This is a genomic window from Methylobacter sp. BBA5.1 (assembly GCF_000746145.1).
Taxonomy (GTDB): Bacteria; Pseudomonadota; Gammaproteobacteria; order Methylococcales; family Methylomonadaceae; genus Methylobacter; species Methylobacter marinus.
In genome coordinates this window covers 1-26,227 of the sequence record NZ_JQKS01000002.1, presented here as the reverse complement: position 1 = coordinate 26,227, position 26,227 = coordinate 1, and the positions used below count along the sequence as shown (strand labels likewise).

20 protein-coding genes, 1 tRNA gene and 1 pseudogene are annotated in these 26,227 nt (G+C 56.0%); 11 read left to right on the top strand and 11 right to left on the bottom strand.

Annotated features, from left to right (window positions below):
• Positions 1-29 precede the first annotated feature (29 nt).
• Both EK22_RS25135 and EK22_RS25130 read left to right on the top strand, forming a co-directional pair.
• Positions 30-572 (top strand): hypothetical protein, encoded by a 543-nt coding sequence (locus EK22_RS25135; protein WP_036247248.1) that lies wholly within the window; start codon positions 30-32, stop codon positions 570-572.
• 1,362 nt (positions 573-1,934) lie between these two features.
• A complete protein-coding gene (locus EK22_RS25130; RefSeq protein ID WP_036247244.1) occupies positions 1,935-2,537 on the top strand; it encodes a hypothetical protein in 603 nt (200 codons plus the stop codon).
• A gap of 59 nt (positions 2,538-2,596) precedes the next feature.
• On the opposite strand, the gene EK22_RS01170 is transcribed toward EK22_RS25130, so the two are convergent.
• Together EK22_RS01170 and EK22_RS01165 are read right to left on the bottom strand one after the other, a co-directional pair.
• A complete protein-coding gene (locus tag EK22_RS01170) occupies positions 2,597-3,292 on the bottom strand; it encodes a response regulator (RefSeq protein WP_036247239.1) in 696 nt (231 codons plus the stop codon).
• Positions 3,289-4,692, bottom strand: coding sequence for a histidine kinase (locus tag EK22_RS01165; protein ID WP_081917714.1), 1,404 nt, complete (start codon positions 4,690-4,692; stop codon positions 3,289-3,291). Before EK22_RS01165 ends, EK22_RS01170 begins: the two co-directional genes overlap by 4 nt.
• Positions 4,693-4,893: 201 nt before the next feature.
• Here EK22_RS01165 and EK22_RS01160 point away from each other — a divergent pair, with 201 nt between their 5' ends.
• Complete coding sequence (locus EK22_RS01160) at positions 4,894-5,418, top strand: DUF3280 domain-containing protein (protein ID WP_036247232.1); 525 nt, start codon at positions 4,894-4,896, stop codon at positions 5,416-5,418.
• Positions 5,419-5,819: 401 nt separating this feature from the next.
• Here the strand turns inward: EK22_RS01160 and EK22_RS25410 are convergent, their stop codons facing one another.
• A complete protein-coding gene (locus EK22_RS25410; protein WP_255360560.1) occupies positions 5,820-5,945 on the bottom strand; it encodes a hypothetical protein in 126 nt (41 codons plus the stop codon).
• Positions 5,946-6,151: 206 nt separating this feature from the next.
• Here EK22_RS25410 and EK22_RS01155 point away from each other — a divergent pair, with 206 nt between their 5' ends.
• The 6 genes from EK22_RS01155 (at position 6,152) to EK22_RS01130 (ending at position 15,245) form a co-directional block, all read left to right on the top strand.
• On the top strand, positions 6,152-7,204 hold the full coding sequence (locus tag EK22_RS01155; protein ID WP_036247229.1) for a lipase family protein: 1,053 nt from the start codon (positions 6,152-6,154) through the stop codon (positions 7,202-7,204).
• 68 nt (positions 7,205-7,272) lie between these two features.
• Entirely contained in the window at positions 7,273-8,136 is an 864-nt protein-coding gene (locus tag EK22_RS01150) for an acetoacetate decarboxylase family protein (protein WP_020158432.1), read from the top strand.
• Between the two features lie 37 nt (positions 8,137-8,173).
• Complete coding sequence (locus tag EK22_RS01145) at positions 8,174-9,754, top strand: patatin-like phospholipase family protein (RefSeq protein WP_036247226.1); 1,581 nt, start codon at positions 8,174-8,176, stop codon at positions 9,752-9,754.
• A 165-nt stretch (positions 9,755-9,919) separates the two neighbouring features.
• Complete coding sequence (locus EK22_RS01140) at positions 9,920-11,644, top strand: GMC oxidoreductase (RefSeq protein ID WP_036247224.1); 1,725 nt, start codon at positions 9,920-9,922, stop codon at positions 11,642-11,644.
• 132 nt (positions 11,645-11,776) lie between these two features.
• A complete protein-coding gene (locus EK22_RS01135; RefSeq protein ID WP_020158429.1) occupies positions 11,777-13,279 on the top strand; it encodes a metallophosphoesterase in 1,503 nt (500 codons plus the stop codon).
• A 1-nt stretch (position 13,280) separates the two neighbouring features.
• Positions 13,281-15,245 carry a CHAT domain-containing protein gene (locus tag EK22_RS01130; protein ID WP_036247222.1) on the top strand — a complete coding sequence of 655 codons (1,965 nt, stop codon included), beginning with the start codon at positions 13,281-13,283 and terminating at the stop codon, positions 15,243-15,245.
• A gap of 229 nt (positions 15,246-15,474) precedes the next feature.
• Here EK22_RS01130 and EK22_RS01125 read toward each other — a convergent pair whose 3' ends face one another.
• From EK22_RS01125 to speE, 8 genes are all read right to left on the bottom strand, one after another.
• Entirely contained in the window at positions 15,475-16,938 is a 1,464-nt protein-coding gene (locus tag EK22_RS01125) for a mechanosensitive ion channel (RefSeq protein WP_036247220.1), read from the bottom strand.
• A gap of 718 nt (positions 16,939-17,656) precedes the next feature.
• A tRNA-Arg gene (locus tag EK22_RS01120) sits at positions 17,657-17,733 on the bottom strand.
• 33 nt (positions 17,734-17,766) lie between these two features.
• Positions 17,767-19,770: a DNA helicase Rep gene (gene rep / locus EK22_RS01115; RefSeq protein WP_036247218.1), complete on the bottom strand. Its 2,004-nt coding sequence runs from the start codon at positions 19,768-19,770 to the stop codon at positions 17,767-17,769.
• A gap of 52 nt (positions 19,771-19,822) precedes the next feature.
• Positions 19,823-20,392, bottom strand: coding sequence for a retropepsin-like aspartic protease family protein (locus tag EK22_RS01110; RefSeq protein ID WP_036247216.1), 570 nt, complete (start codon positions 20,390-20,392; stop codon positions 19,823-19,825).
• Positions 20,393-20,534: 142 nt separating this feature from the next.
• A complete protein-coding gene (locus EK22_RS01105; RefSeq protein WP_036247214.1) occupies positions 20,535-22,043 on the bottom strand; it encodes a YifB family Mg chelatase-like AAA ATPase in 1,509 nt (502 codons plus the stop codon).
• A gap of 92 nt (positions 22,044-22,135) precedes the next feature.
• Positions 22,136-22,396 (bottom strand): ubiquinone biosynthesis accessory factor UbiK, encoded by a 261-nt coding sequence (locus tag EK22_RS01100; protein ID WP_020158415.1) that lies wholly within the window; start codon positions 22,394-22,396, stop codon positions 22,136-22,138.
• Positions 22,397-22,459: 63 nt separating this feature from the next.
• Positions 22,460-23,038 carry a MarR family winged helix-turn-helix transcriptional regulator gene (locus tag EK22_RS01095; RefSeq protein ID WP_036247211.1) on the bottom strand — a complete coding sequence of 193 codons (579 nt, stop codon included), beginning with the start codon at positions 23,036-23,038 and terminating at the stop codon, positions 22,460-22,462.
• A gap of 8 nt (positions 23,039-23,046) precedes the next feature.
• Complete coding sequence (speE, locus tag EK22_RS01090) at positions 23,047-23,901, bottom strand: polyamine aminopropyltransferase (protein WP_369798173.1); 855 nt, start codon at positions 23,899-23,901, stop codon at positions 23,047-23,049.
• 78 nt (positions 23,902-23,979) lie between these two features.
• Between speE and speA the strand changes: the two genes are divergently transcribed.
• Together speA and EK22_RS25125 are read left to right on the top strand one after the other, a co-directional pair.
• Positions 23,980-25,818: a biosynthetic arginine decarboxylase gene (speA, locus tag EK22_RS01085; protein WP_036247207.1), complete on the top strand. Its 1,839-nt coding sequence runs from the start codon at positions 23,980-23,982 to the stop codon at positions 25,816-25,818.
• A gap of 214 nt (positions 25,819-26,032) precedes the next feature.
• Positions 26,033-26,227, top strand: a pseudogene (locus EK22_RS25125) (IS1182 family transposase); the annotation flags it as partial.

The following is a 26,227-nucleotide window of genomic DNA, read 5'->3' as shown; positions in this document are numbered from 1 at the left end:
TTTTTTAAATTATTGCAGAGGAAATAAAAATGAAAAGAGTTACTGTATTAAGCCTAGTGCTAGGCTTGGCGATGCTAGGCGGGGGGAATATAGCAAGTGCTGCTACTTATGGACCCGTAACATCCGACGGATATGCTCAGAGCCTGCTTTCTGAGGATGGCGACTTTGAGGATAGCAATGATGATGTATCGGATGATTTTTTTGGTGCTACCGATTGGACGGATATATCTAATGAACTGTCTTTCACAGGTGATTTGAGAAGCGGAACATGGTCGATTGATTCCTCTTTATGGGATACTTATCAAGCCATCACTCTGGTTCTTAAAGACGGAAGAACAGGCAGACCACCCAATGGTATTTTTTACACAGCCTGGCTGCTAGTAGAAGGTTCAATATCTGGTACTTGGGCAATGCCTGACAAAGATCTTTCACATATGAGTCTCTATGGTAGCAATATAAACATTGGTGGTGATGAGCCGCCAGCCGTACCTGTCCCCGCGGCAGTCTGGTTGTTCGGATCAGGTCTGTTGGGTTTGATCGGCGCGGCGCGCAAAAAATCAGCTGCCGCCTGAGGTTAAAATCTGATTCCAATTCAGTAAAGGGGCTCCGGCCCCTTTTTTATGACCGCTGAAATGCAATATACCGATTAATACTGGTGTAATCGACAGGGCAGTTGGGCTTATACAGCATAAGGTTGATTTTCAGGCTTCTTTCAAGCCTGGTGATGACCGATTTCCTTTCTTATCAGGGCGAGCAGAGCCAGGACCTACATTCCTCAGCAAAATTTGACCTAATCAGCATTATTTCAGTATCGATTGTTAATCGGCCTATTCATTTTCTTTGATCCCCAGGCGTTTTAATCCGGCAATTCCCACGGATTGATGCCCTGATACCGTAAATTGAACAGACACGTAGGGGAGAACCTGTGTGTTCGCCCTTGCTCAACGGTTCGCCTTTGGCCAGCGGTTCTCCGATAACCCGTTGTGCACCCGAAACAGGGCGGACACGTAGGTCCGCCCCTACCATGCATCCGTACGATACAGGCGCCCCTTTTGATTTGTATGAAATGAACAGACACGTAGGGGCGAACCTGTGTGTTCGCCCTTGCTCATCGGTTCACCTTTGGCTAACGGTTCTCCGATAACCCGTTGTGCACCCGAAACAGGGCGGACACGTAGGTCCGCCCCTACCATGCATCCGTACGATACAGGCGCCCCCTTTGATTTGTATGAGCCGCATCGCGAGTTACTGAAATTATTAGGTGATTTCCATGTTAAGTAATAGCCATGGAATAAATCAGGGAATTGTAGGTGCGAATTCATTCGCACTGTGCGGATAAATCCGCACCTACACCGGAAATTCATCCGCGCACTTGAGGAAGTTATTTTGTGCGCGTTCCTAAATATTATTCCGGTAGTGGCTGAATTGGCTGCGGAATGTCAGTCAGGACATGATGCCTCATCGGCTGACTGTAGAAATCAAGCGCGTTTTCTGCGGCTGCCCTGAAAAATATTGCGCAGGGAATTAACGTCCAGCTGAAATCCCCGATCATCGACAAGCCGGCATCCTACACCGCATTGAGCAACTCTTTCCGGGATATTGACCAACCCTCGTACCGAACAAAGCCAGGCAAAAACATTGCAAATTCGCTATCTCGAAGTTGGCCATCGACACAAGCACAAAAGCCTGGTTAAAAAAAGTGACTTCAAGCTGTAACACAAAAATAACAAGCAGCTAACAAATAAAATAAGCGGCTTATGTATACTGACAACCGTCCAAAGAATTAACTGGAAATCAGTTTTATTTAATGGAAGCGCTGAAACTTAACGGAATCAATGTGAATTAACAACAAGGAGCACAGTGACGGGAGCAAAATAAATAGATTTTTCGATTGAGTAGTTTAACCCAGATTTTTTTAAAATTATTGCGGAGAAATGAAAGTGAAAAAACATAGTTTATTTGGCCTGATACTGGTTTTGGTTATGTTGGCGATGAATGTGGCAAACGCGGCTACTTATGGGCCTGTAACACCTTCCTTGGTTTCCAGGGATGGTCCGGCTAATGACGGAAGCGATTCCGTCGCAGATCTGAATGCTAATAATTATTTTGGCCTTAACACTTGGTCGGAAATAGCCAGAATAGAGATACCGGAAAATGATGCCGCCAGTACAGGATTTTCCGACGATCCACTGAGCATAGGCGATCTGGTCAGAAATGACGAGGGTGAATTGATAAGTGGACGTTGGTCGCTTGATGCGTCTGTATGGCAAGGCTTTGCGTCTGTGATGCTGGTTCTGAATGATGGCAATGTGGGGAATATTTTTTGGACGGCATGGCTGCTGACGCCAGGCAGTACATTCGGTCACTGGATGACGCAAGTGCCCGATAGCACCTTTAGAGGTCTTTCACATATAACAGCCTATGTAAGCCCGGATGCAGCCGTTGTGCCCGTGCCCGCGGCAGTCTGGCTGTTCGGGTCCGGTCTGGCCGGTTTGCTCGGCGCGGCCCGCAGAAAATCAGCTGCTACTCAAGCTTAAAATCGGGTTTTACATTAACAGGGGCTTCGGCCCCTTTTTTTGCCTTTTTTCAGCCGGTATCAAAACGTCTTCCTATGGGCCTGTCCCGGCGACGGACCGGACAGCTCCAGCAGGTCGATTACGTTCATCCTGATGGCCAGGCGGGTCAGCTCGATATCGTTGGCGACACCCAGTTTCCGCTTGATCAGGTAATGACAGTTCAATACGGTTTTCGGGCTGATATGGAGCATCAGCGCGATATCCTCGACCGGCCGCGCTTCCGCCAGCAGCCGCAGAATCTCGAATTCCCGCACGGTCAGTTCTTCCAGCGCGATGCGGTCGGCGCCCAGCTTTTCCAATGCCAGGGCCTGGGCGATGTCGGGGCTCAGCGTGTGGCGGCCGGCATGGACATCATGGATGGCCCGGAGCAGGACATCGGGCGGACTGCTTTTGGTGACATAGCCCAGGGCGCCGGCTCGTACCGCTTGTATGGCAAATCCCGGATGCTGGTGCATGCTGAAAACCAGGATTCTGGCATCGGCTTGGCGCTGCCTGATGCGGGCAATCGCTTCCAGCCCGCCCTGATTGGGCAGCGACAGGTCCATGATCACCAGATCGGGGCCGCATGCCTTGAAGCGGACATAGGCTTCAAACCCGTCCGAAGCCTCCGCGACGATCTCCAGCCCAGGCTGCTTGGCCAGCAGCGCGCGATAGCCTTCGCGAACGATGGCATGATCATCGACCAATAAAATCCTGATGCGGGTCGAAGCCGTCATGCCGGCGCGCCTGTGACAGATTGTACCGGCAACCATGCCCGGATCATAAGCCCGCCGCTTGGGGATGGCGCCAATGTCAGTTGCCCGCCCAGTGCCGTAACGCGCTCACGCATGCCGAGCAGGCCGATGCCGGCGGCATCCTCATACGGTGGATTACCGGCGCTGCCGTCGTCGTCGACCCGCAACTCGACCAGTCCTTCGGACTGCGTGAGCGTGACCTGGGCGTTGGCGGCGGTCGAATGTTTGGCGATATTGGTCAGGCATTCCTGAATGATGCGGAAAATATTGGCCGGCACGGGTTCGGGCAACCGGTCGGGATCGCCGTCGATGGTCAGCCGATAATGAGTCTTGCCGCCGCTTCGGGCATTCCAGCCCGCCACCAGGCTGTTCAGCGCGGCCGACAGTCCCAGTTCATCGACGGCCATGGGCCGCAGCCGCAGCAGCATCCCGCGCAATAACGCCATCATGTGGACGGTGATCCGAGCGATGTTTTCGCCTTCAGGCACCAGTGCCGGACAGTCCTGTTCCGCCGTTTGCGTTATGGAGGCCGCGACGGCATTGATGGCGGCCAGACATTGGCCGAACTCGTCGTGCAGCTCGCGTGCCAGATAGCGGCGTTCCTCCTCCTGCACCGTCATCAGCTTCAGGGACAGTTCCCTGCGCTCGGCAAGCAATTGCTGCTGGCGGGCCGCCAGTTGATTGACAGCCTGGCCGGTACGCTGCCATTCCGTCAATTCGAACGCGGGCAGGCGAGCCGACAAGTCGCCGTTTCTCATGCTCTCCAGGCCCGCAATGATGATTTGCGCCGGCCGCAAGGCGCGGCTCACCGTGCCATAAACCAGCAGGCAAAGGGCCAGCACGGTCGATGCCGACAAGCCCATTAATCCGCGCAGCTGTTGCCAGGCGTCGGCGATATCCATGTCCGCGCCGGGCGTGACGACGACTGTGCCATAAACCCGGCCATGGAAGACAATCGGCCGTTTTGTCTCAGCCCCGGGCGCGAAGGCCCAGCGGTAAAAGTTCTCGAACCATTCCGGCCTGCTTCGGGCGGGTGCCTTGCCGCCGCTGCAAACACTGCGGGCCTGATCGCCGCTTGCCGGCATAAAGCGCACGCAAGTGCCGGAAATGGTGTTGATTTGCTGCCATAAACCCTGATCCGGGAACCGTGTCGCAAGGTCGAAGCCCGCATTGATGCGCAGCAACTGCATTTCCAGTTGCCGACCTATTGAATCGGCCGTTGCCTGGGCCTGATCCCTGGATGCCCTGTCGGCCTGATGCAGTACCCAGGTCGCCGTTGCGACCAGACAGATCAGGCCGATCAGGACGATGCGCGAGAGCAGATGGAATTTCAGATTCATAGTCAATGAAGGATTGAGGTTCGGGCGCGTTATTGACCGCATTCTATGCGCCTGTGGCGGACATGAAAAGCCATCGCGACAAGGACGGGCAAATTGCCCGTGTTTGACGGGTAATGAACAGGTTACGAACGCATGTCGCCACGTTACCCTGTCGGTACGCGGCCCCGTAGGGGCAGACCTGCGTGTCTGCCCTGGCCGTCGCCCCACAGGTGCGGCGTTACATCGATCTAAGGAGAAAATAGCATGAAAATAAAGAAATTAAGCAATCAACGGTCTGTTCCCGCCTGGATCCTGCTGGGCATGGGGCTGATATTAAGCGGCGCCGTTAACGCGGGCCCCCGCATAGCGGTTTTAAACTTCGAGCTGAACGACATTACGTCCTTGCCGAACACGCCGGGGGAGCGCGTGCGCACGGCGTCGATCAAACCGTTGCTGGAGCAGGCGATCGGTCAGGCCGGCGATTATGAAATCATCCCCGTCGATATCGAGGCGCAAGCGGCGGCCAATGCCGGCTTTGGCTATCTGTACAGATTTCATGACAGTGCGGCGGAACTGGCCCGGCAATCCGGCGCCGATTGGGTGATCGTCGGGCAGCACAGCAAACCGAGTTTTTTATTCTCTTACTTGATAGCGTATCTGGTCAACGTGAAAAACCCCGCGCTTTCCGCACGCTATGCCATCGAGCTGAAAGGCAATCATGAAAAGGTGACAAGGCGAGGAGTCAAGGCTTTGGCGAAAAAAATTGACGCCACGATTAATCGGATGTGAATACCTATCAAAGTGCTATGAAATACATTCTGTTTTTTAACGGATGCCGTACAAGGGATTGTGATCCTGTTTGCGCACCGGGCGCGGGGCTCCATGTAAGCACTCGGCGCGCAAAGCGGCCGGATTGCCGGCCTGCAGGGATCGCCCGGTGCAAAAACCAGGGGAACTTCTTGTAACATCGATTATATAATCTATAATCAGATATTTACTCAAATACCGATTTATTCTATTTATTAATAACAAAATACTAATAATAATTAATAATAAAATACTAATATTAAAGGATAGAATTTAACAGCCTGTTACGGCTTTTCCACGGTTTTTATCGCTTAATTATATACAGCCTGAAGCTGCCATGATTTGGGCGGATTAACTCAAATAATTTTTTACCGATCAGATATTCAGGTCGGTAAATTCGGAGCAAGCTCCGCAACGGGCGAAAGGTTAACGAAATCCGTTAAGGCCAGGGAAGATTCGGCAGGTGGGCAGGGCATTTTTCTGTCGTTTTTGCCGTAGAGCTTGATCATTCTACCCCTCATCCTGTCCCTTTCCGAAGGGAGAAGGGCAGGATGCCACAATATTTTTGTGATTATCCTTGAGGGTTTGAATGCATGGATAACGCAAAACATGGCAGAGCATCGCCGGTCTTTCCTGGAGACGGATACCAAGCCGATTTTCTAAAAACCCTTAAGGGCCATAATAAATATTAATAAATGCCAAAAGGAGAATCTGTATGTCCTCGCAAGCGCCGAACGGGCAATCACCCTATGAGGAGCGCATCATCCCCTTTATTACCGATGATGGCGTCAATCTTAATCTGATCAATGTCCGCGGCCGCAAGCCGCCGGACAAAGGCCCGGTAATACTGGTGCATGGCGCCGGCGTGCGGGCCAACATCTACCGGGCGCCGGTGGAAACGACCATCGTCGATGTGCTGATCGAGCAGGGCTATGACGTATGGCTGGAAAACTGGCGCGGCAGTATCGCCTTTCCGCCGAATTTATGGACCCTGGACCAGGCGGCGCTTTACGATCATACCAAGGCCGTCAAGACCATCATCGCCGAGACCGGCGCTCAACAGCTCAAGGCCATTATCCATTGCCAGGGCTCGACCAGTTTCACCATGTCGGCCCTCGCGGGACTCGTGCCCGAAGTCACCACCATCGTCAGCAATGCCGTGTCCCTGCATCCGGTCGTGCCGCGCTGGTCCACGTTCAAGCTTCAATACCTGGTGCCGCTGGTCAAGCTGTTCACGCCCTACCTGAATCCGCACTGGGGCGTCGAGGCGCCCGATCTGGCGGCAAAAATGATTACCTTGCTGGTCAATATGACCCATCACGAATGCCATAACGCCGTCTGCAAACAGGTCAGTTTTACCTACGGCAGCGGTTTTCCGGCCTTGTGGAGCCATGAAAACCTGAATGAGGAAACCCATGAATGGCTGAAGGAGGAATTCGGCGCCGTGCCGCTGCGCTTTTTCGAGCAGATCAATCGTTGCGCGCGGCAGGGGCATCTGGTTGCCGTTGAAGGCTTCAAGGAACTGCCGGACGATTTCGTCAAGGCGCCGCCCAAGACTGACGCCCGGTTTGCCTTCTTTACCGGAGAAAACAACCTCTGCTTCCTGCCCGTCAGCCAGATCAACACCTATAACTATTTTTCCGGATTGCGCCCGAATTACCATTCGCTGCATGTGTTGCCCGGTTACGGCCATCTGGATGTGTTCATGGGCCAAAACGCGGCGCGGGATACGTTTCCCTTGATCCTCGACGAACTCAATAAAGACTGATTCATAACAACAATAAAACCGCGCCATAACATCAACGGCGCCAAAAGGGGGTAAAAATCATGTTTTGCATGCCAAAACGCATTAAACAATACGCGGGCCGTTTTTCGCTGGTCGACGGCATTCCGTTCAAGCTGCCGGTCGCCGCGACCAACTCGCCGGCCCTGATGGCGATCTTCCCGATCAATGCGGAGAAAGCCAAGGCCTTCCTGCCCAAGGGGGTCCATCCCTTCCGCTTGTGGAACTCCGGGTTGCTGATCGTGACCGTTATCGATTACCGCGAGACGCCTATCGGCAAATACGTCGAGTACAGCATCGCCATCGCCTGCACGCATGGCGAGAAACCGGCGCCCAGGCTGCTGCCGGCCCTGTTCATGAATTTCTTCAAGACCGGCCAGTATGTGGTCGACCTGCCGGTATCGTCGGAAATATCGGTCAAAGGCGGCAAGGGCATCTGGGGCATGCCGAAGCATCAGGGACATCTGGATTTCAAAATCACCGAGGACAAGGTCAGCAGCCAGTATGACCTGGACGGCAAACTGGTGGCTTATGTCGAGATAGAACCGGCCAAAAAGGCCTGGATACCGGTCAAGATGCGCGCCTCCAATTACTGTTCATTCCGCGGCATGCTGATGAAGTCGGACATCCTGCTCGACACCCAATGCGGCGTCCGCCTGCTCAAGAGCGCCAAGGCCCGCTTCGTCATCGGCGACCATCCCCGTCTGCAGGCCATGAAGGAGCTGGAAATCGGCGATGCCCTCGCCACGGTTTACCTGCCGTCCATCACCGGCACGCTCGATGATCACATTGAAAGCTGGTTTCTGGATTTCGACCAGTTGCCCGAAAAAGCCCCGGAAGGCTTTGAGTCCGTGATCAATCTGGGCTTGAGTGAAGACTGGCTGTCGCCGCCCGACGCGCCGATCCCGCCGGCGTGATCATGATGGCAACAACCAACAGTCAGGAGTAACAGTTATGACGGCACAAGCCCATATTCCCCAGGGCGCGGCGGCCAACGACAGCCGCCTGCCCAAACGGGCGCTTATTCTTCCGGGCGGCGGCATGCGCTTATCGTATGCCGCCGGCGCTCTGGCCGAAATTTTCGCCCATGACCTGAAATTCCAGCACATGGACGGCACGTCCGGCGGCTCGCTGAACCTGGCCATGCTGTTTTCAGGCCTGAAGATCGACGACATCTGCGAGCGCTGGCGCACCCTGAAGATGCGCGATACGATCTCTTTCCTCCCTTTCGGCAATTATCTCTGGCCGCCGAATTTTGTCGCCGCCGGTTCAGCCAAGGCCTTCCGCGACAAAGTCTATCCGCATTTGGGCATCGATTTCGAAAAAATCCGCGCGGCGGAAGGCCTGCAGGGCACGTTCAATGTCTGCAATTTCGGCAAAAAAATGAACCAGGTCATCCGCCACCAGGATATGACCGAGGATTATCTCGTGGCCGGCATGTCCCTGCCCGGCACGCTGCCGCCTGTCACGATCAAGGATACCGTTTATCTGGATTCAGGGTTTATCCAGGACGCCAATCTGCTGGAGGCCGTCAAGCGCGGCGCCAATGAATTATGGCTGGTCTGGATCATGGGCAATATCCCGGATTATAGAAGCGGCCCGCTGAACGCCTATGTGCAAATGCTGGAAATGAGCGCCAACGGCGCGCTGATCAAAGAGCTTCAGCACATCAAGGATATCAACGCCCGCATAGCCAATGGCGAGCACTTATACGGACATGAGCAACCCATCACTCTCCACCTGATCAAGCCCGCGCACCCGCTGCCGTTGGATTCGGCGTTATATACGGGCGCCATCAGCCATGCCGACCTGATCGAAATGGGGCGGTCCGATGCGAGAGCTTATTTCAACCGCATGAAACCGGAGGGGGTTCCGTTTGAACCTTATATATTGAAAATGACAGCACAAACAACAGGTCTGCAATTTAAAGAAACCATGACAGGCGGCTTTTCGCTCGATGCCAGCGACCCTCGGGACGGCAAAACCAAAGGCAGGCAGGCGGGTACGCAATTGGCCATGCACGCCACGGTCAGCATCGATGACATGGACGCCTTCATCAAGGATGCCGAGCATCCGGGCCGCTTGACCGGCACCATCGATTTTGCTCCATTGGGCATGGGCATGGTCGCCGACACCGGCGTGTTCAATCTGTTCAAGCCCACGGACGATCCGAAATTGACCTTGATGGTTTACGAGCTGGGTTTTGAGCATCAGGGCCAGGCCTATTACCTGGCCGGCCGAAAGGAAGTGCGCGATGGTTCGGTGTTCAAGCTGTGGCCGGAGACCACGACACTGTACACTCAATTGCACAAAGGCACCGACAAATCAGGCTCGGTCATTGGCGCCGGGGTTCTGACATTAGGCCCGGTCGACCTGATGAAGCTGGTGTCGACCGTCACGGTCACGCATGCCGACGGTTTTCCGAAAAAAGTAAAAACAGTCGGCGCTTTCGGCGGCTTTTTCCTGCGCGAGTTGTGGAGCACCTATGTCACGCATGTCCACAAAAGCGGCGAAAGCACCCAAAGTCAGTCCTGACTTTAGCCAACAGCCGCGGGCCGGGCTGGCGCTTTCTTAAGCCCGGTCTTTCGAAGCCGCTTATGCCGGGTTTGCCGACTCAGCCCGCATAAGCGGTTTCCTGCGCAATTCAGGAAGCTAATTTTTTACCAAAAATAATAAAAAACAGTATATCGGGGAAATACAATGGAAATCGAATACGATTACGAAGCTATTGTCATCGGCAGTGGTTTTGGGGGCTCAATCAATTGCTGCCGGCTAGCCAAAAAATGGCCCGGCAAGGTCATGCTGCTGGAGCGCGGCAAGCGTTATCCCCTGGGATCTTTCCCGCGCTCGCCGCATGACATCGCCAACAACTTCTGGAACCTTCCGCCGGAAAAGCGCAGCAGGCCGAAAAGCATCGCCGAAAAGGAAACCCACGGCATGTTCGATATCCGCAATTTTGACCATATCGATGCCGTGGTCGGCGCGGGACTGGGCGGCGGCTCGCTGATCTATGCCAATGTCTTTCTCCAGCCGCCCGATGAAGTATTCGACCACAACTGGCCGGAAACCAGCAAGAAAGACGCCTTGCAACCCTATTACACGGTCAGCAAGGAAGTCCTGGGCGCCAGGCCCGTACCGCAAAGCGACGACCCGCGCCGGCAGATCATCCGCACGGGCCTGTTTCAGGAGTTCGCCAAGGCCGATGGCCGAGAGTCGCAACTGCTGGATATCAATGTCTTCTTCGGCAATGATTTCGACAATTCCACCGACATCGGCGTGCAGGAAAAAAACCGTTACGGCGCGCTGCAAACATCCTGCGTCTATTGCGCCGAATGCGATCTGGGCTGCAATACGCAATCGAAAAATACGCTGGATCTGAATTACCTGCATGTCGCCGAGACCCGTTATAACGCCGCGATCAAGACCGAAGTCCTCGGCCAGAAAATCGTGCCCCTGGATGCGCAGGGCAATGAAAATCCCGCCGCCGGCGGCGAATTCGGTTACCGGGTTTATTGGCTGGATCTGAACGACGGCCACGGGCAGCACAGCGCCGTTACCCGCCGCGTCGTGGTTTCGGCCGGCACGCTGGGCTCGAACGAACTGCTGATGCGCTGCCGGGACGTCTACAAAACCCTGCCCCATATCAGCCAGCAGCTGGGCCGGCATTTTTCCGGCAACGGGGATTTCCTGTCTTTCGTCATCGACGGCGACAAGCCGGCCGACCCCAATTACGGACCGGTCATCACCCAGGGCACTGATTACAATCTGTTCAAGAATTTCGACCGGGAGCGCGCCTTCATCCTGGAGGATGCCAGCTATCCCGGTTTTGCCGCCTGGTATTCGGAAGGGCTCAGACCGGGGCTTTCGCATTTCAACGCCTTTATCCGCACCGCCAAGGTGGCATTTGACCGCTTCATTAGCGGCCTCGCGAACGGACATATCGGCTATGCCTTCAATGAATTGCTGAAAGGCGATATTTCCTATACCAGCAGCGTGTTGTTGTGCATGGGCATAGACAAAAGCAACGGCGTCATGGAATTGAACGACGCCGGCTTTCTGCATGTGAAGTGGCCTTACAAGGACAGCATGTCCCTGTATCAGACCATTCTCGATACCGGCAAGCGGTTCAAGGACTGGTGCGGGGGCAAGGCATTCATCCCGCTGCCGAACTGGCTGTGGCCCATGAAACGGAACGTCACGGTCCATTCCCTGGGCGGCTGCCGTCTGGCGAACGACCCCGCCGAAGGCGTCACCAGCGCGGCCGTCGATAGCTTCGGCCAGGTGTTCGGTTACGCCGGACTGTATGTCGCGGATGGGGCCTTATTGCCGACGGCGGTCGGCGCCAATCCGGTGGCGACGATCTGCGCCTTGTCGGAACGCGTCGCGGAGGGCATTACCGGCATCAAGCCGGACGCGGACCTATAAACCGTTTTTAGATTCAGACCAATCGCCTGCTGGCCGGCTCTTGGCCCGGATCAACAGGCGATACCCGGCACAAACCATAATGATGACCGAGGCCGCGGATACCTCGGTTTTATTGCAACTAGAGGTAGACCTATGAGCGACTTTCCTGCTTATGACGAGATTCACGTAATCTCGGATATCCACATGGGCGGCAACAGGCCCAATTTCCAAATTCTGAGGGAGACCAAAAGGCTGGCCGGCTATATCGGCTGGGTGGGCAAGCAGTGCCCGGCGGGCAATGTCGCGCTGGTGCTGAACGGGGATGTCTTCGACACGCTGGCCGAGGAATTGCCGGGCTATATCGCCGTCGAACAAGCCGTCGCGGTCGTTGACCGGATCATGAATGACCCGTCGTTCTCCGGCATTTGGGAGGCTCTGGCGGCTTTCGTGGCGATCGAGCGGCGCACGCTGATCTTTATCATCGGCAACCACGACATCGAAATGTCGTTCCCGACGGTCCAGCGCCTGATCATGACGCGACTGGCGGGCGATGATCTGGTCAAGCGCGCCCGGATCGAATTCTCGACCATCGGCGCCGGCTATACCTGCCTGGTCGGCGGCGCCCGCGTCTACTGCACGCACGGCAATGAGGTGGACGCCTGGAACTACAACCGCTACGAGGATCTGGCCAAGGTCGGGCGGCGCCTGAATGCCGGCCGTTCGCTCGATCCCAAGGAATGGTATCCGAACGCCGGCACACGCATGGTCAAGGAGGTCATGAACGAGGTCAAGGAAAAATACAAATGGATCGATTTGCTGAAACCGGAAACCCAGGCCGCGGTCGGCACGCTGGTCGTGCTCGATCCGTCCCAGGCGAAAAAGATCACCGACCTGGTGTCAATCGTCGGAGAGAGAGTCAGCGGCGGCAGGGAAGTCAACCAACGCCTGTCCGCGGAAGGGTTTCAGCCGCGCGAACAGGTGGCGGATGCCTCGGCGCTGACGGTCGAACAATTGCTGGGCCCCAATCTCAGAGAGGGCGTCAGCATGCACGCACAACAGGATTCGCAGGATGTGGACGCGATGCTGGCGCTGGCCGAGGCCAATCTCGGCAAACCGAATGCCCAGATCGTCGAGCCGGCGGCGCCGCTGGGCACCTGGCAGCTGATCTTCGACCGGCTGACGGGCTGGCTCAGGGACGTGCCCAAGGACGAGGCGTTGCGCCGGGCTCTGAAAGACTGGCTGGCCGACGACAAGACCTTCGATCATACCGACCGGGACGACACCTTCAAGGATGTCACGGCGGCGGTAGGCGCTTCCATCGATTTCATCATTACCGGGCACACGCACCTGGAGCGCGCCATCGACATGGGCGGCGGGCGGTTTTACTTCAATTGCGGCACCTGGATCCGGCTGCTGCGCTTCACCGATGCGATGCTGAAGGACCGGGACTCGTTCAAGCCGGTTTACGACGTGCTGATCGACGGCCGCATGGAACTGATCGACGAGGCGAAATTCGGCGGCCAGAGTTTCGTGATGAACCAGACCAGCGCCGTGTCCATCAAGGTTGAAAACGGCAGCGTCGTCGGCCGCCTGAGCCACGTTGTCGGCGACGGCACGACAGCGCCCCGGGTCATCCAGCAATTCGTGAGGAAATGACATGAGCAACAATCACACCTCGGAAATCCGCAACGTCAAACTCGAACTGTTGAGGTCCGGGCCTGCCCACAATCAGCTGCTGTCGCCGCTGACCAATTATATTGCCTTGTGCGGCTCCGACGGCCCGGTGACGCTGCAAATGCCGTTCGAGCATCGCCAGTTGCTGATGCGCTTGCGGCGGCTCAGATATCCCCTGGACAAGGACCCCGCCACCGACGATCAGCGGCAATCGGAAGTCCGCGACTTGGGCGAATCCATCGGCCGCGTGCTCGGCCAGGTGCCGGCCATGCTGTCCGAACTCGGCAATGCCGGTGCCGAGAACGGCAAGCTCGTGCATCTGCGGCTGGCGATGTCCGCGTTTGAACTGGGCCTGATTCCCTTCGAGGCGGCCGTGGCGCCGGACGGCTTCCCCGGGTCGGGCTCGCCGCTGTTCTTGCAAATGCGCACGCCGATCTCGATCACGCGGGAAATCCGCCGCGGCCGCCCGCTGCCGGTCAACTGGACGCGTCCGCCGCGCATTCTGTTCGCCTTCGCGGCGCCGAACGGGCTTTACGTGCCCGCACAAACCCATTTGCAGGCCCTGCGCGAGGCCATCGAGCCCTGGATCAAGATCAAGGATAAGGACAAGGACCGTATCGACGAAGTCAAAAAGCTGCTGACCGTGCTGCCTAACGCCACGCTGGAGCAGATCCGTTCGCTGTGCGCGTCGACCGAATTCACCCATGTCCACATCCTGGCGCACGGCGCGCCGTTCAAATACTCCGGCGACGAGCGCTACGGCGTGGCCTTGTGCAGCGAGACCAGCGACAGCGCCGATATCGTCGACGGCGAGCGCCTCGCCATCGCCTTGACCTCGAGCGACTCGGCCGGCAATACCCGGTTTCGCCCCACGGTCGTGACGCTGGCGACCTGCGATTCCGGCAACATCGAATCGGTGCTGACGCCCGGCGGCAGCATCGCCCACGAATTGAACGCGGCCGGCATCCCGTGGGTCGTCGCATCCCAGTTTCCGCTGTGGATGAAGGCATCGGCCATCGCGGCCAAAGTGTTTTACAGCGGTCTGTTGAGCGGTGCCGATCCGCGCTGGGTGCTCTACGAATTGCGCCAGCGGTTGCGCACGGATTCGCCGGAGACGCATGACTGGGCCAGCATCGTCGCTTACGCCACGGTGCCGTGGAATTTTGAACAACAGGTCAACCAGTTCCGCGACCAGCAGACGCACAAGAAAATCGAAGTGAAGTTTGGCCGGATCGACGAATTGGTCGGCGCGGATGTGGACAGTGGCGACGACGCCGGGAAGGTGCTTAGCGAGGCTCAAAACAAGGAGTTGGCGGCGCTGTGCGCATCGGTTCGCGAAGATCTGAAAAACTGGCGCGCGGAACTGCACGCCGGCGTCTCGACCCAGGACCGGGCGAAACGCCTGGGCATCAGCGCCGCCTGCGAGAAACGCATCGGCATCGCCTATACCCTGGCGGAAGATCTGCCATTGGCGCAGAAAGCCTACGAAGCCTGCCGCGACTTCTATCGCGACGCCTGGGATATCGATCCCTGCAACCATTGGGTGATCACACAGTACCTGTCGATTATCGCCATACTGAACCGGGAAGACGACGGGCCCATGCTCAAGGAACTGGCGCGCAAATACGGCATAGTATGGAACGCGGCCCGGCAGATCGTGGAATGGCAAATACGGAAAACGTCAGGCGATGAGCGGGCCTACGCGTTAAGCACATTCGCGGAACTCAGTTTATTGGGCGCGGTTTACGGCGGACAAAGCGTCGACCCGGAAATGCTGGAAGCCGATATCACTTATTACTGCAAAGAGATGTTGAACGAGTTATGCGCCGAGGCATTTCCGATTATTTCAACACGGCGCCAGTTCAGGCGTTATCTGAAAGACTGGAGCTCCCCGCTGTGGGCCGGTCTGGCGCAGGCGGCGCTGGGTGCGCTGGGGGATGTATATTAATTTTTGCAGGGCCGGATTCGTGCTTGCGCGGGCAGGGCGTAGTCAGGGCGTTCGATAGTGATCCTTGACTATGCCGCTGTGAATGTCTGGCTTACCCGCATCGCGGCAAGCGGAGTGAAAATCGGTCCATGTTAACATCAGGTTCAGCAGGTCGGGTAAAGCGGTTGCGTAATCCGACCTATATGACCGCAACACCGGACAATGTTTTATTTTGCTTGGGCCTTGAAAATTATTTAAGTTCTCCCCGCAACTGTCTAAACCAATATTCCATTTGTCTGCCCGCCGCCTCCCGGCCGCCCAATCCGAATGAAAGCGCTACCGCAACGGCGATGGCACCCAGGGTTAAGCCAAAAGCCATGTTCACGATATCGTCAGCCAATCCCATTGCGTGCAGGCCCATTGCCGTCACAAGACCAAGTATGGCGAATTTTGCAATGCCGGCCAGTATTTTGCTTTCGCCGCTGCTTCTAATAATAACCAGGTAAGTTATATTGGCCAGCCAAAAGCCGACAGCCAGAATAATCGAGCCAAGCAGAATCTGGCCACTGAATTCCACAAAGGTTGTGACAAGATCCCCCACTTGATGTAATCCCAGTTGGTTGGCCGCCTCAATAGTGGCAAACAGCATGGTAAAGAAAATTATCAATCTCCCGACCAGGATGGAGGGCGTGATTCCTGTTGTAAACACGTCTCCAAAGCCCAGCACCGCCGGAACCCTGTCAAAATTCATGCCCTGCAAAAGAGAGGCGACAAGGTTTGCGACAAATCGCGCCACATAGAAAGCGATGATCAAAATCACCGCCGCCGCAAAAATATCCGGAATTGTCCGCATAATGATATTGAGCATATTCGTAGCGGGCGCGGATATCGCTTCCAATTCCAGGGCGTCCAATGCTGCTATCAGGGCGGGGACAAACACAAAGAAAAAGACGATAGCGCCAAGAAGCCGGGACAGCCCCATGCCTCCTCCAAAACCGGCCCGGATGCCGATACGGTCCACTCCGGCGGCAGCGAGTAAATTTGCCACAATGTCGCGAAGAATTTTAGCCACAAACCAGCCGACCAGACCGATGATGAAGGCGGCAAGAATATTCGGCAACATGGCTAAGACTTTATTAACCATATTCTGAACGGGGCCCAGTAACCCCTCCAGTTGAAAAGCCCCCAGAATCGCGGGCAGAAACAGTAAAAAAATAAACCAGTAAACGACGTTGCCGATATTTTTACTGGTCGAGGCGCCGCCCTCCACAACGCCAAGTCTCTCATCCAGATCAGTGGCGTCCAGCGCCTTAATGACCAGCAAGCGGACCACGGTTGCCAATAACCAGGCGATCAGCAGCAAAATCCCTCCGGCGACAAGTCGGGGAATATAATGAAATACCTGGGTTACCAAGGCATCCAGAGGTCTTGACACCAATTCAAGGTCAAGAACATTGAACGCGGCTATTAATACGATCAGCATAATGATCCAATAGACGCCCTTGGCGATGCCGGACTCAAGATTTATTGTAATATCACCGCCCTTGGCAACCTTCTGGTTCAGTCTGAACAGGGAAAGGGCTTTGCGAATACCGGCTCTAATCAAAATGGCCACCAGCCAACCGATGATAAGGATAGCCAATGCGCCGGCAATCCGGGGAAGATGCTGTCCCAGTGTGTCTTGGAGGGAATTCATTAAATTTGTTGTTTCCATGAACTTCTCCTTCGTGAATATATTTAATTCAGCTGTATATTTTTGTTTTTAAAAAATACACAACCTCTTGCAGTCAATGTAGGTTAAAGAAAAATAAATTACTATTGGTTCAAATACTTAGGAACGGGTATGAAATAAAACCTGCAACTGAAGCAGATTTCTGTTCCTGTTCAACGACTGCATGGGCAGGAAATGATCCCGTCATTTCTCTGCATTCACCCCATCCCTGTAGGCAACGCCGAAGAGGGACGGAAAGACCAGTCAGTTGCGGGCGTTATTACGCAGATAATTGATTCACGCATCTGTAAGACCGAATTGATTCGACCCGAAACGCCCACCAGGCTTTCCAGAGGGTGGGGACTCGAGCGCGAAACCTCGTGGGAGCGATGCCTACATCGCGACTTGCCCGGAGATTTTAAGTTGCTATGCAAGCATCGCTCCCGCCGAGGTTGTCCGAATTGGAAACAAGGCCGTACGGCGGCTGACTCGTAAGGTGGATTTGCCTCGGCAATCCACCAACAAACGGAGCCTCGTACTCGTAACCGTCATGTGTCTGCAAATATTACCGGTCTGCTTGAAATGGCGGTTTGCTGCGCGAAACCGTCCTACGATTTCTTAGAAAAAGATGATGGAGCAGAGGGGTAAATTTTGACTGGCGTACCACGCGCGCGTGATAAATAACAGGATAAAAACGACTGTTTTGGGGGATAACGTAAAATGGCGCGCCCGAGAGGATTCGAACCTCTGGCCTCAGCCTCCGGAGGGCTGCGCTCTATCCAGCTGAGCTACGGGCGCGTAGGCGCGTATTCTAACCGATTGCGCGCGAAATTACGATAGCATTGTTTTTAAATGTGCAAGACTGGCCTTGCCGCGCTCCTTGATCACTTCCGGCGCCAACTGTTTTTTGTTGGTCCATTCCAGGTCGTCGGGCGGCAGTTCGTTCAGGAACCGGCTGGGTTCGCATTCGCCGATCTCGCCGTAGCGTTTCCGGTGCGTGCAGTAGCTGAACGTGAGGGTGCGCTGGGCGCGCGTGATGCCGACATAGGCCAGCCGGCGTTCTTCCTCGATATTGTCGGTTTCGATGCTGTTCTGATGCGGCAGCAAGTTCTCCTCCATGCCGATCAGGAACACATGCGGGAATTCCAGGCCCTTGGCGGCATGCAGCGTCATCAGGCTGACCTGGTCGCTGGCTTCTTCCTCCTGATTGCGTTCCATGATGTCCATCAGCATGATTTTGGAGACGATCTCGGACAGCGATTTTTCGCCGCTGTCTTTTTCGTCGATGCGTTTGAGCCAGTCGATCAGCTCCTGGACGTTCTTCATCTTGCGTTCGGCCGCCGCCGGCGTCTTGCTGTTCTCGCGCAGCCACTGCTCGTAACCGATCTGGTCCAGCATGGCTTCGATCACACCAAAGGTGTCGCCGCGCTCGATGCGGTCGGCCGTATCGACGACCCAGTCGCGGAATCGGGTCAGCCGCTGCACGGCTTTTTCGGGCAGCTTCTGGGTCAGGCCCAGTTCGGAACTGGCCGCGAACAGGCTGATATGGCGCTCGTTGGCATAGGCGCCGAGCTTTTCCAGCGTGGTCGGGCCGATCTCGCGGCGCGGTGTGTTGATGATGCGCAGGAAGGCCGCGTCGTCATCCTGATTGACGAACAGCCGCAGGTAGCTGAGCACGTCCTTGATTTCGGAATAGGCGAAAAACGACGTGCTGCCGCTGATGAAGTAGGGGATGTTGTTCTCGCGCAGGCTGCGCTCGAACAGCCGGGACTGGTGATTGCCTCGGTATAGAATCGCGTAATCCTGGTAACGGCTGCCGGTCTTGAATTTGTGGTGGATGATTTCGGACACGATCTGCTGCGCTTCGATCTGGTCGTCCCTGTGGCTCAGCACGCGCAATGGGTCGCCGTAGCCCAGCTCGCTCCAGAGCTTTTTTTCGAATGCGTGCGGGTTGTTGGCGATCAGGTGGTTGGCGACTTTCAGGATGCGGCCGGTCGAGCGGTAATTCTGCTCGAGCTTGATGACTTTCAGGCGCGCGTAGTCTTTTTGCAGCTGCGCCAGGTTTTCGGGCTGCGCGCCGCGCCAGGCATAGATGGACTGGTCGTCGTCGCCGACCACGGTGAAGCGGCCCAGGTTGCCGGCGATCAGCTTCACGAGCTGGTACTGCGTGATGTTGGTGTCCTGGTATTCGTCGACCAGCAGATAACGGATCTTGTTGCGCCATTTCTCCAGCACCGCCGGCTGATCCTGGAACAGCAGCACGGGCAGCAGGATCAGGTCGTCGAAATCGACGGCATTGTAGGCTTTCAGGCTGCGGATATAGTCGTTGTAAAGCACGGCGGCCGGGTATTGCTCCGCCGTCGCGGCCGACAGGGCCAGTTCCGGTGTCACGAAGGCGTTTTTCCATTGCCCGATTTGCCAGGAATAGCGGTCGACGTTGTCGATATCGCAGTTTTTGCTGTCGTGGCTGATCAGGTTGCGCAGCAGCGTGAGCTTGTCCTGCTCGTCGAACAGCGTCAGGCCGGCCTTGTAACCCAGCGTTTTATGCTCGGACCGCAATATGTCCAGGCCCAGCGAGTGGAACGTCGAGACCCTGAGGCCGCGCAGCTGCTTGTCGTCCAATAGCTTGGAGACGCGGCTTTTCATTTCGCGCGCGGCCTTGTTGGTGAAGGTCACGGCGGCGATATTGCGTGCCGGAATGCCGGCCTGGGTGATCAGATAGGCGATCTTTTCGGTGATCACGCGCGTCTTGCCGCTGCCGGCGCCGGCCAGTACCAGTAATGGGTGATCGATTGTTTTAACAGCGGCTTGCTGCTGAGGGTTCAGTTTGGCCATCACTACTATAAAAACTTAGGCTGAAATGGAATTTAATACGTTCTGTCAGGCATCAATCACGCGCCGAAATATGCATTTCGTCATTTTCTTGCTTGATGTTGAACTGTTGCAGGACATTCATGCCGAGCAAGGGTTGGCTTAGGTTCGGCACGATGGTCGCCGGTGCGTTTTTCATCACGAAATGCCCGAACTTGAGCTCCGAAATGACGGCGGTGCAGGCGCCGGTTTGGCCATTGGCGGTTTCCATGACCACCTGATCCTTGCAGTCAATGCCGGCATTGGAAGCCAGTGAGCCCGGCAACGAGACGACGGAGGCGCCGGTATCGATCACGAATGTCAGGGGCTTATCGTTAACGGAGCCGTCCAGGAAATAATGCCCGTTGGCGCCCGGCTTGATGACGAGCTCCCGGTGGACCTTTTTTTCCGGTTCTTTTTCGGGCGGCTTTTCTTTAATCACGGACGTCCATGAAGAAACAGTCTCTACATTTTCCGTGCAGGCCGACTTCTGGTAAATGATATTGCCTTGCTGATTCTTGCATTTGTAGATCGTGTCATTGCTCCAGGCATTCGTGCCTGATGCGGCCAGTCCTATGGATAACAACAATAAGTTAATTTTTTTCATGATTTCCCTCTGTTAATTGGCGCGGCTTGTCGGCGGGATTTACCTGCTTACGACTATTTTAAAGAATAGCACAGGCGTTTCGGGTCGAATAAATTCGAACCTACAGGCCGGGCGGAATCCTTGTTGATCAGGATAAGGCTCATTAAACGCTTCTATCCAGTTTGCGATAACCAATCGCCTCGCTCAAATGCGTGATTTCTATCGGTTCCGAGTTCGCCAGGTCGGCAATGGTACGCGCGAGCTTGAGAATGCGGTGATAGGCGCGATTGGACAGGCCGAATTTGTCCATGGCCTGTTCCAGCAGCCGGTGGCCCTGTTCCGATAACGGGCAGAACTGTTTTACTTCCTTGGCCGTCAGCGCCGCGTTGGCCTTGCCGCCGCGCGCGACGGCAATGTTGCGTGCCGCCTCGACGCGCGCGCGGATTGTCGCGCTGCTTTCCTCGCCCTCCGGCGAGCCCTTGCGCAACACCTCATGCGGAACCCGCGGCACTTCCAGGTGCATGTCGATACGGTCGAGCAGCGGGCCGGACACGCGGGCCCGATAGCGCATGACCTGCTCCGAAGTGCAGTGGCAGCGCCCCGAGACATCGCCCAGATAACCGCACGGGCACGGGTTCATGGCGGCTATCAACTGGAAGCGCGCCGGAAAATCCGCCTGCCGGCTGGCGCGAGAGATCGTGATATGGCCGGTTTCCAGCGGCTCGCGCAGCACTTCGAGCACTTTGCGGTCGAACTCGGGAAGCTCATCAAGGAATAGGGCGCCGTTATGCGCCAGCGAGATTTCGCCGGGCCGGGGATTGCCTCCGCCGCCGACCAGTGCCGCCGCCGAGGCCGTGTGATGCGGAGCGCGGTAAGGCGGTTTCAGCCAATTGGCCACATCGAGACCCTGGTCGCTGATCGAGGCGATGGCGGCGCTTTCCTGGGCCTGTTGTTCCGATAATAGCGGCAGAATAGTCGGCAGGCGCGCGGCCAGCATCGATTTGCCGGTGCCGGGCGGGCCCAGCATTAGCAGGTTATGACCGCCGGCCGCGGCGATTTCAAACGCGCGTTTGACATGGTACTGGCCGTGCACATCGGCAAAGTCGATGCTGTCGGTCCGGGTATTTTGCAGGGGCTGCTGGAATTGTGGCTGTATCAGGGACTGCCCGCTCAGGTGCGCGCAGACTTCCAGCAGATGGCCGGCCGGCATGATCTCTATGCCGTCGACCAATGCCGCTTCGGCGGTGTTCTCGCGCGGCAGCAGCAGTTTTCTGGCATTGTTTCTGGCCTGTATCGCGACCGGCAATACGCCGCTGATCGGCCGCAGTTCGCCGCCGAGGGACAACTCGCCGATGCATTCATAGCGGTCCAGGCCCGCGGTCGGAATCTGGCCTGAGGCCGCCAGGATGCCCAGAGCAATGGCCAGGTCGAAACGGCCGCCTTCCTTGGGCAGATCGGCAGGCGCCAGGTTAATCGTGATGCGCTGGGCCGGAAACTCGAAGCGCGAGTTCAGGATGGCGCCGCGCACGCGGTCCTTGCTTTCCTTGACGGCGGCCTCGGGCAGGCCGACGATGGACAGCGCCGGCAGCCCATTGGCCACGTGCACTTCGACCGTGACCAAAGGGGCATCGATGCCGGCGCGGCCCCGGCTGTAGATGACGGCTAAGGCCATGGGCTGAAGCCTCGCGCTATTTCAACAGGGCGACCGAAGCCGCCCCCGCAAAAGCCTGACACTTGGAAGTCGTCCTGACAAAAATACGATCTTTACAGGTCGGCTTTATTCAGGATTTGCGCTTCCATGGCCGCGACGCGCTTTTCCAGCTCTTCGAGTTTGGAGCGGGTTTTGGCCAGCACGGCTTTTTGCACTTCAAATTCTTCACGCGTCACCAGGTCCAGCTTGCCTAAGGCGCTCTGTAAAATGGCGTGGAAACTTTTTTCCAGGTCTTCCTTCAGATTATTCAGGCCCGGTGGGATGGCTCCGGCCAGGCGGCTGGCAATATCGTCAAAGGCTTTGGGATCAAACATGGGATATCTCACTTTGTTAAAAAGGTAAAAGGCGACAGGCCGCCGGCTGGCGACCTGTCCTGATTAATCGTCCGCTATGTCAGCCGGCCTATGCTCGCGGCATATTTTTTCCGTGTCCGAACGGCTTAAAGGCACCTGGGCCAAATCGCACTGATAGTGGCTGTCCACTTCGTTGAAATTAACACAGGTGTCACATACGCCAAAAGTCCGGGCGTTATTGGTTATCTGCAAGGTCCGCAGCATTGAATTCAACGCATCGCCGAGTGTCGCGTATTTTTTGATCGCCAGGGCGTTTTCGGCCTGCGCGAACACATCGAGCGCCGCCAGTTCGTCCAGCAGCCGCGTCCCGGATTTGGACAGAGCCAAGTGCACGACGCGGCCGTCCTCGGCATCATTGCTGCGCTCGAGATAGCCCTTGCGCTCAAGAACCTGTATCGTTTGCGAAACAGTGCCCTTGGTCAGGCCCAGATATTCCGCCACGGCCGCGGGCGTGTCGCTGCACCAGTTGCAGCGTGACAAATAGTCCAATACTTGGATATGGATGGGTTGCAAGCCGATCGCGGCGTATTTTTTGCGTTCTTCCGAACGTACCAGGGTGCTGATGCGTTCGATCAGTTTAAACGTATTTTTTAATTCCTGCATTCAATTGACTACTTCAAACCAAGGGCTTTCTTGAAAAACTCGGGCTGGGCCAGTGACGCCTTATGGATGTCGACGTTGTAATAAGTCGTATCGAAGTTTTTGTTGGCCGAGTCCAGTTCCCTGAATTTTGCCAGACTGGCCTTGCCGGCGATGGTGGCGCTCCACCAGCCGGACGGATAGATGCATTGCGGGAAGAACAGCGTCTGCAGATGCCCGAAGCCGGCCGAGCTCATGGCGCCGCGCATTTCGCCGATCAGCTTCATGTGGTACAACGGCGATTCGCTTTGCTGCACGACCATGCCGTGCTCGGACAGGCAGTTGAAGCAGTCGTGGTAGAAATCCTTGCTAAACAAGCCTTCAGCCGGACCGACCGGGTCAGTGCTGTCGACGATGATAATATCCACGGAATTGGGCTCGGCATCCTTGACCCATTTGATGCCGTCGATGAACTTCAGATCGGCGCGCGGATCGTTGTTGGACTCGCACAATTCAGGGAAATAGATTTCGGCCAGGCGCGTGACGCGCTCGTCGATGTCGATCTGTACGGCCTGTTCGACGGATGGGTGCTTCAGGACTTCCTTCAAGGTGCCGCAGTCGCCGCCGCCGATGATCCAGACGCGTTTCGGATCGGGGTGCGTGTATAAAACCGGGTGGCTCATCATCTCATGATAGAGAAAGTTATCGCGCGTCGATACCATCGTGCAGCCGTCGATCACCATCAGATTGCCGAAGCCCTCGGTTTCATAAATTTCAATAAATTGATATTCCGATTGCTCCTCGTGCAACTTTTGTTTAAATTTTAACGAAAAGGCGGATTCAGCACCTGGGACTTGCTCGGTAAACCACTGAGACGGATTCATTATCTGTGTTCCTAAAAACGAATAAACAAACCGGTATTATATTAGAATTCTCGCGTATTTAGGCGGAACGGAGTTAAAAAGTTGTATTTAAGTGATTCAAAGACGTGGACCATCGACGATTCGGCGCAAACCTACGGCATAAATAACTGGGGCGACGGTTACTTTGCCATCAATGCCGACGGGCACGTCTGCGTAAGGCCGAGCTCCGACAAAGCCGTGGAAATCGATCTGTACGAGATCGCCGGGTCGCTCAAGGACAAGCACCTGTCCCTGCCGGTCCTGGTACGCTTTACCGACATCCTGAAAGATCGGGTCCGGCGCCTGCAGGCCGCCTTCCAAAAAGCCTGCGTCAACAATGATTACCGGGGCCGCTACACGCCCGTCTATCCGATCAAGGTCAACCAGCAGCGCAAAGTCGTCGAGGGCATTATGGCCAGCGACAATGTCGGGCTGGAAGCGGGCAGCAAGCCAGAGCTGCTGGCCATCATGGCCTTGTCGACAAAGTCCGTCGTAATCTGCAACGGCTACAAGGACCGGGCCTATATCCGCCTGGCGCTGATCGGCCTGAAGATGGGGCTGAACCTGTTCCTGGTCATTGAAAAGCCCTCCGAGCTGGAACTGATCATCGAAGAAGCCGCGCGCTTGAACGTCAGGCCGCAGCTGGGCGTGCGCATCCGGCTGGCCAGCATCAGCGCCGGCAAATGGCAGAACAGCGGCGGCGAGAAATCCAAATTCGGCTTCCATGCCAACGAGGTGCTGGGGCTGATCAACCGCCTGAAACAGGCCGGCCTGCTCGATACGCTCAAGCTCATGCATTTCCACATGGGTTCGCAGATCGCCAACATCCACGACATCAAGGTCGCGCTGAAGGAAGCCGGGCAGTTCTACGTCGAACTGCACCGACAGGGCGCGCCCATACACATCATCGACGCCGGCGGCGGCCTCGGCGTCGATTACGACGGCAGCCGGTCGCGGCGCGAATCGTCGATCAACTACAGCCTGGACGAATACGCGCAGAACATCGTGCGCAGCTTCGCGGAAATCTGCGCCGAAAAACAGGTGCCGCAGCCGGACATCATTACCGAATCGGGCCGCGCGATCACCGCTCATCATGCCGTCCTGATCACTAACGTGACCGATATCGAATCGGTCTATACCAACGAGTCGGCCAGGCAGCCTCTAGCGAACGGACAGAATATCGTCGAACGCTATCATGATGCGCAATTCGCACTGTCGGAGGCCCGCGCGCAGTTCGCTCAGGACAAGCTGAGCATTGCAGAGCTGGCGCAGGCCGAGAACGACTATGCGATCGTCTGTCAGCAGATCAAAAACAGCCTGAATCCGAAAAGCCAGAACGAGGCCACGATCCTGCAGGAACTGAGCGAAAAGCTGGCCGACAAGGTGTTCTGCAACTTCTCGCTGTTCCAGTCCATGCCCGACATCTGGGGCATCGAGCAGATCTTTCCGATCATGCCCATACACCGGCTGGACGAGCGGCCCGTGCGGCGCGCCGTGATCCAGGACCTGACCTGCGATTCGGACGGCCGCATCGACCAGTACATCGACGGCCAGAACATCGAGACGACGCTGGCGCTGCACGAAATCGACTGCAAGGAACCGTACCTGATCGGCTTTTTCATGCTGGGCGCCTACCAGGAAATCCTCGGCGACATGCACAACCTGTTCGGCGATACGCATTCGATCAATATCGAGCTCGACGACAGCGGGTATCATTTTTACGATCTGCTCGAAGGCGAGCATGTCGGCGATCTGCTCGATTATGTTCATATCTGCACCGAGGAACTGAAGGCGGCCTACCGCGAAAAACTGGCCAGGAGCCCGATCAGCGAACAGGAGCGGCGGGATTACGAAAAAGAACTGGTCGCGGGCTTGACGGCTTATACTTATCTGGAGCGGTAAAATTCAAGCGGGACGGGGTTTGTAACCCCGTTCCTAACATTTCAGAGATGTCTGAGCCAAGCAGTTACATTTAATCACTGCAAACGTTTCGGGCGCGGCAACATGCCACGCCCGGCAGTAGGGTAATTGAGCGTAGGGTACGAGACTGTGAAAGTATTCAAGACTCCTCAATGGTATAATATTATTTATTATTCCATTGATATAAAAAGAATAAATGACTGCCAAGAACTATAAAGTGGGTCAAGATCGCTACCAGTCATCGTTGCTGCCCCCCCGCGTGGATGAGTATGTATCCGAGAATAATCCGGTACGCGCGATTGATGCATACGTGACCACCCTTGATTTAGTGCGCCTGAAAATCCAAAAGTGCAGCTCAGGTCTGACAGCCGGGCAACCGGCCTATCATCCA

Coding starts and splice junctions, on each gene's coding strand:
- EK22_RS25135 (WP_036247248.1), top strand. CDS start 30: ATGAAAAGAGTTACTGTATTAAGCCTAGTGCTAGGCTTGGCGATGCTA.
- EK22_RS25130 (WP_036247244.1), top strand. CDS start 1,935: ATGAAAGTGAAAAAACATAGTTTATTTGGCCTGATACTGGTTTTGGTT.
- EK22_RS01170 (WP_036247239.1), bottom strand. CDS start 3,292: ATGACGGCTTCGACCCGCATCAGGATTTTATTGGTCGATGATCATGCC.
- EK22_RS01165 (WP_081917714.1), bottom strand. CDS start 4,692: ATGCGGTCAATAACGCGCCCGAACCTCAATCCTTCATTGACTATGAAT.
- EK22_RS01160 (WP_036247232.1), top strand. CDS start 4,894: ATGAAAATAAAGAAATTAAGCAATCAACGGTCTGTTCCCGCCTGGATC.
- EK22_RS25410 (WP_255360560.1), bottom strand. CDS start 5,945: ATGATCAAGCTCTACGGCAAAAACGACAGAAAAATGCCCTGCCCACCT.
- EK22_RS01155 (WP_036247229.1), top strand. CDS start 6,152: ATGTCCTCGCAAGCGCCGAACGGGCAATCACCCTATGAGGAGCGCATC.
- EK22_RS01150 (WP_020158432.1), top strand. CDS start 7,273: ATGCCAAAACGCATTAAACAATACGCGGGCCGTTTTTCGCTGGTCGAC.
- EK22_RS01145 (WP_036247226.1), top strand. CDS start 8,174: ATGACGGCACAAGCCCATATTCCCCAGGGCGCGGCGGCCAACGACAGC.
- EK22_RS01140 (WP_036247224.1), top strand. CDS start 9,920: ATGGAAATCGAATACGATTACGAAGCTATTGTCATCGGCAGTGGTTTT.
- EK22_RS01135 (WP_020158429.1), top strand. CDS start 11,777: ATGAGCGACTTTCCTGCTTATGACGAGATTCACGTAATCTCGGATATC.
- EK22_RS01130 (WP_036247222.1), top strand. CDS start 13,281: ATGAGCAACAATCACACCTCGGAAATCCGCAACGTCAAACTCGAACTG.
- EK22_RS01125 (WP_036247220.1), bottom strand. CDS start 16,938: ATGGAAACAACAAATTTAATGAATTCCCTCCAAGACACACTGGGACAG.
- rep (WP_036247218.1), bottom strand. CDS start 19,770: ATGGCCAAACTGAACCCTCAGCAGCAAGCCGCTGTTAAAACAATCGAT.
- EK22_RS01110 (WP_036247216.1), bottom strand. CDS start 20,392: ATGAAAAAAATTAACTTATTGTTGTTATCCATAGGACTGGCCGCATCA.
- EK22_RS01105 (WP_036247214.1), bottom strand. CDS start 22,043: ATGGCCTTAGCCGTCATCTACAGCCGGGGCCGCGCCGGCATCGATGCC.
- EK22_RS01100 (WP_020158415.1), bottom strand. CDS start 22,396: ATGTTTGATCCCAAAGCCTTTGACGATATTGCCAGCCGCCTGGCCGGA.
- EK22_RS01095 (WP_036247211.1), bottom strand. CDS start 23,038: ATGCAGGAATTAAAAAATACGTTTAAACTGATCGAACGCATCAGCACC.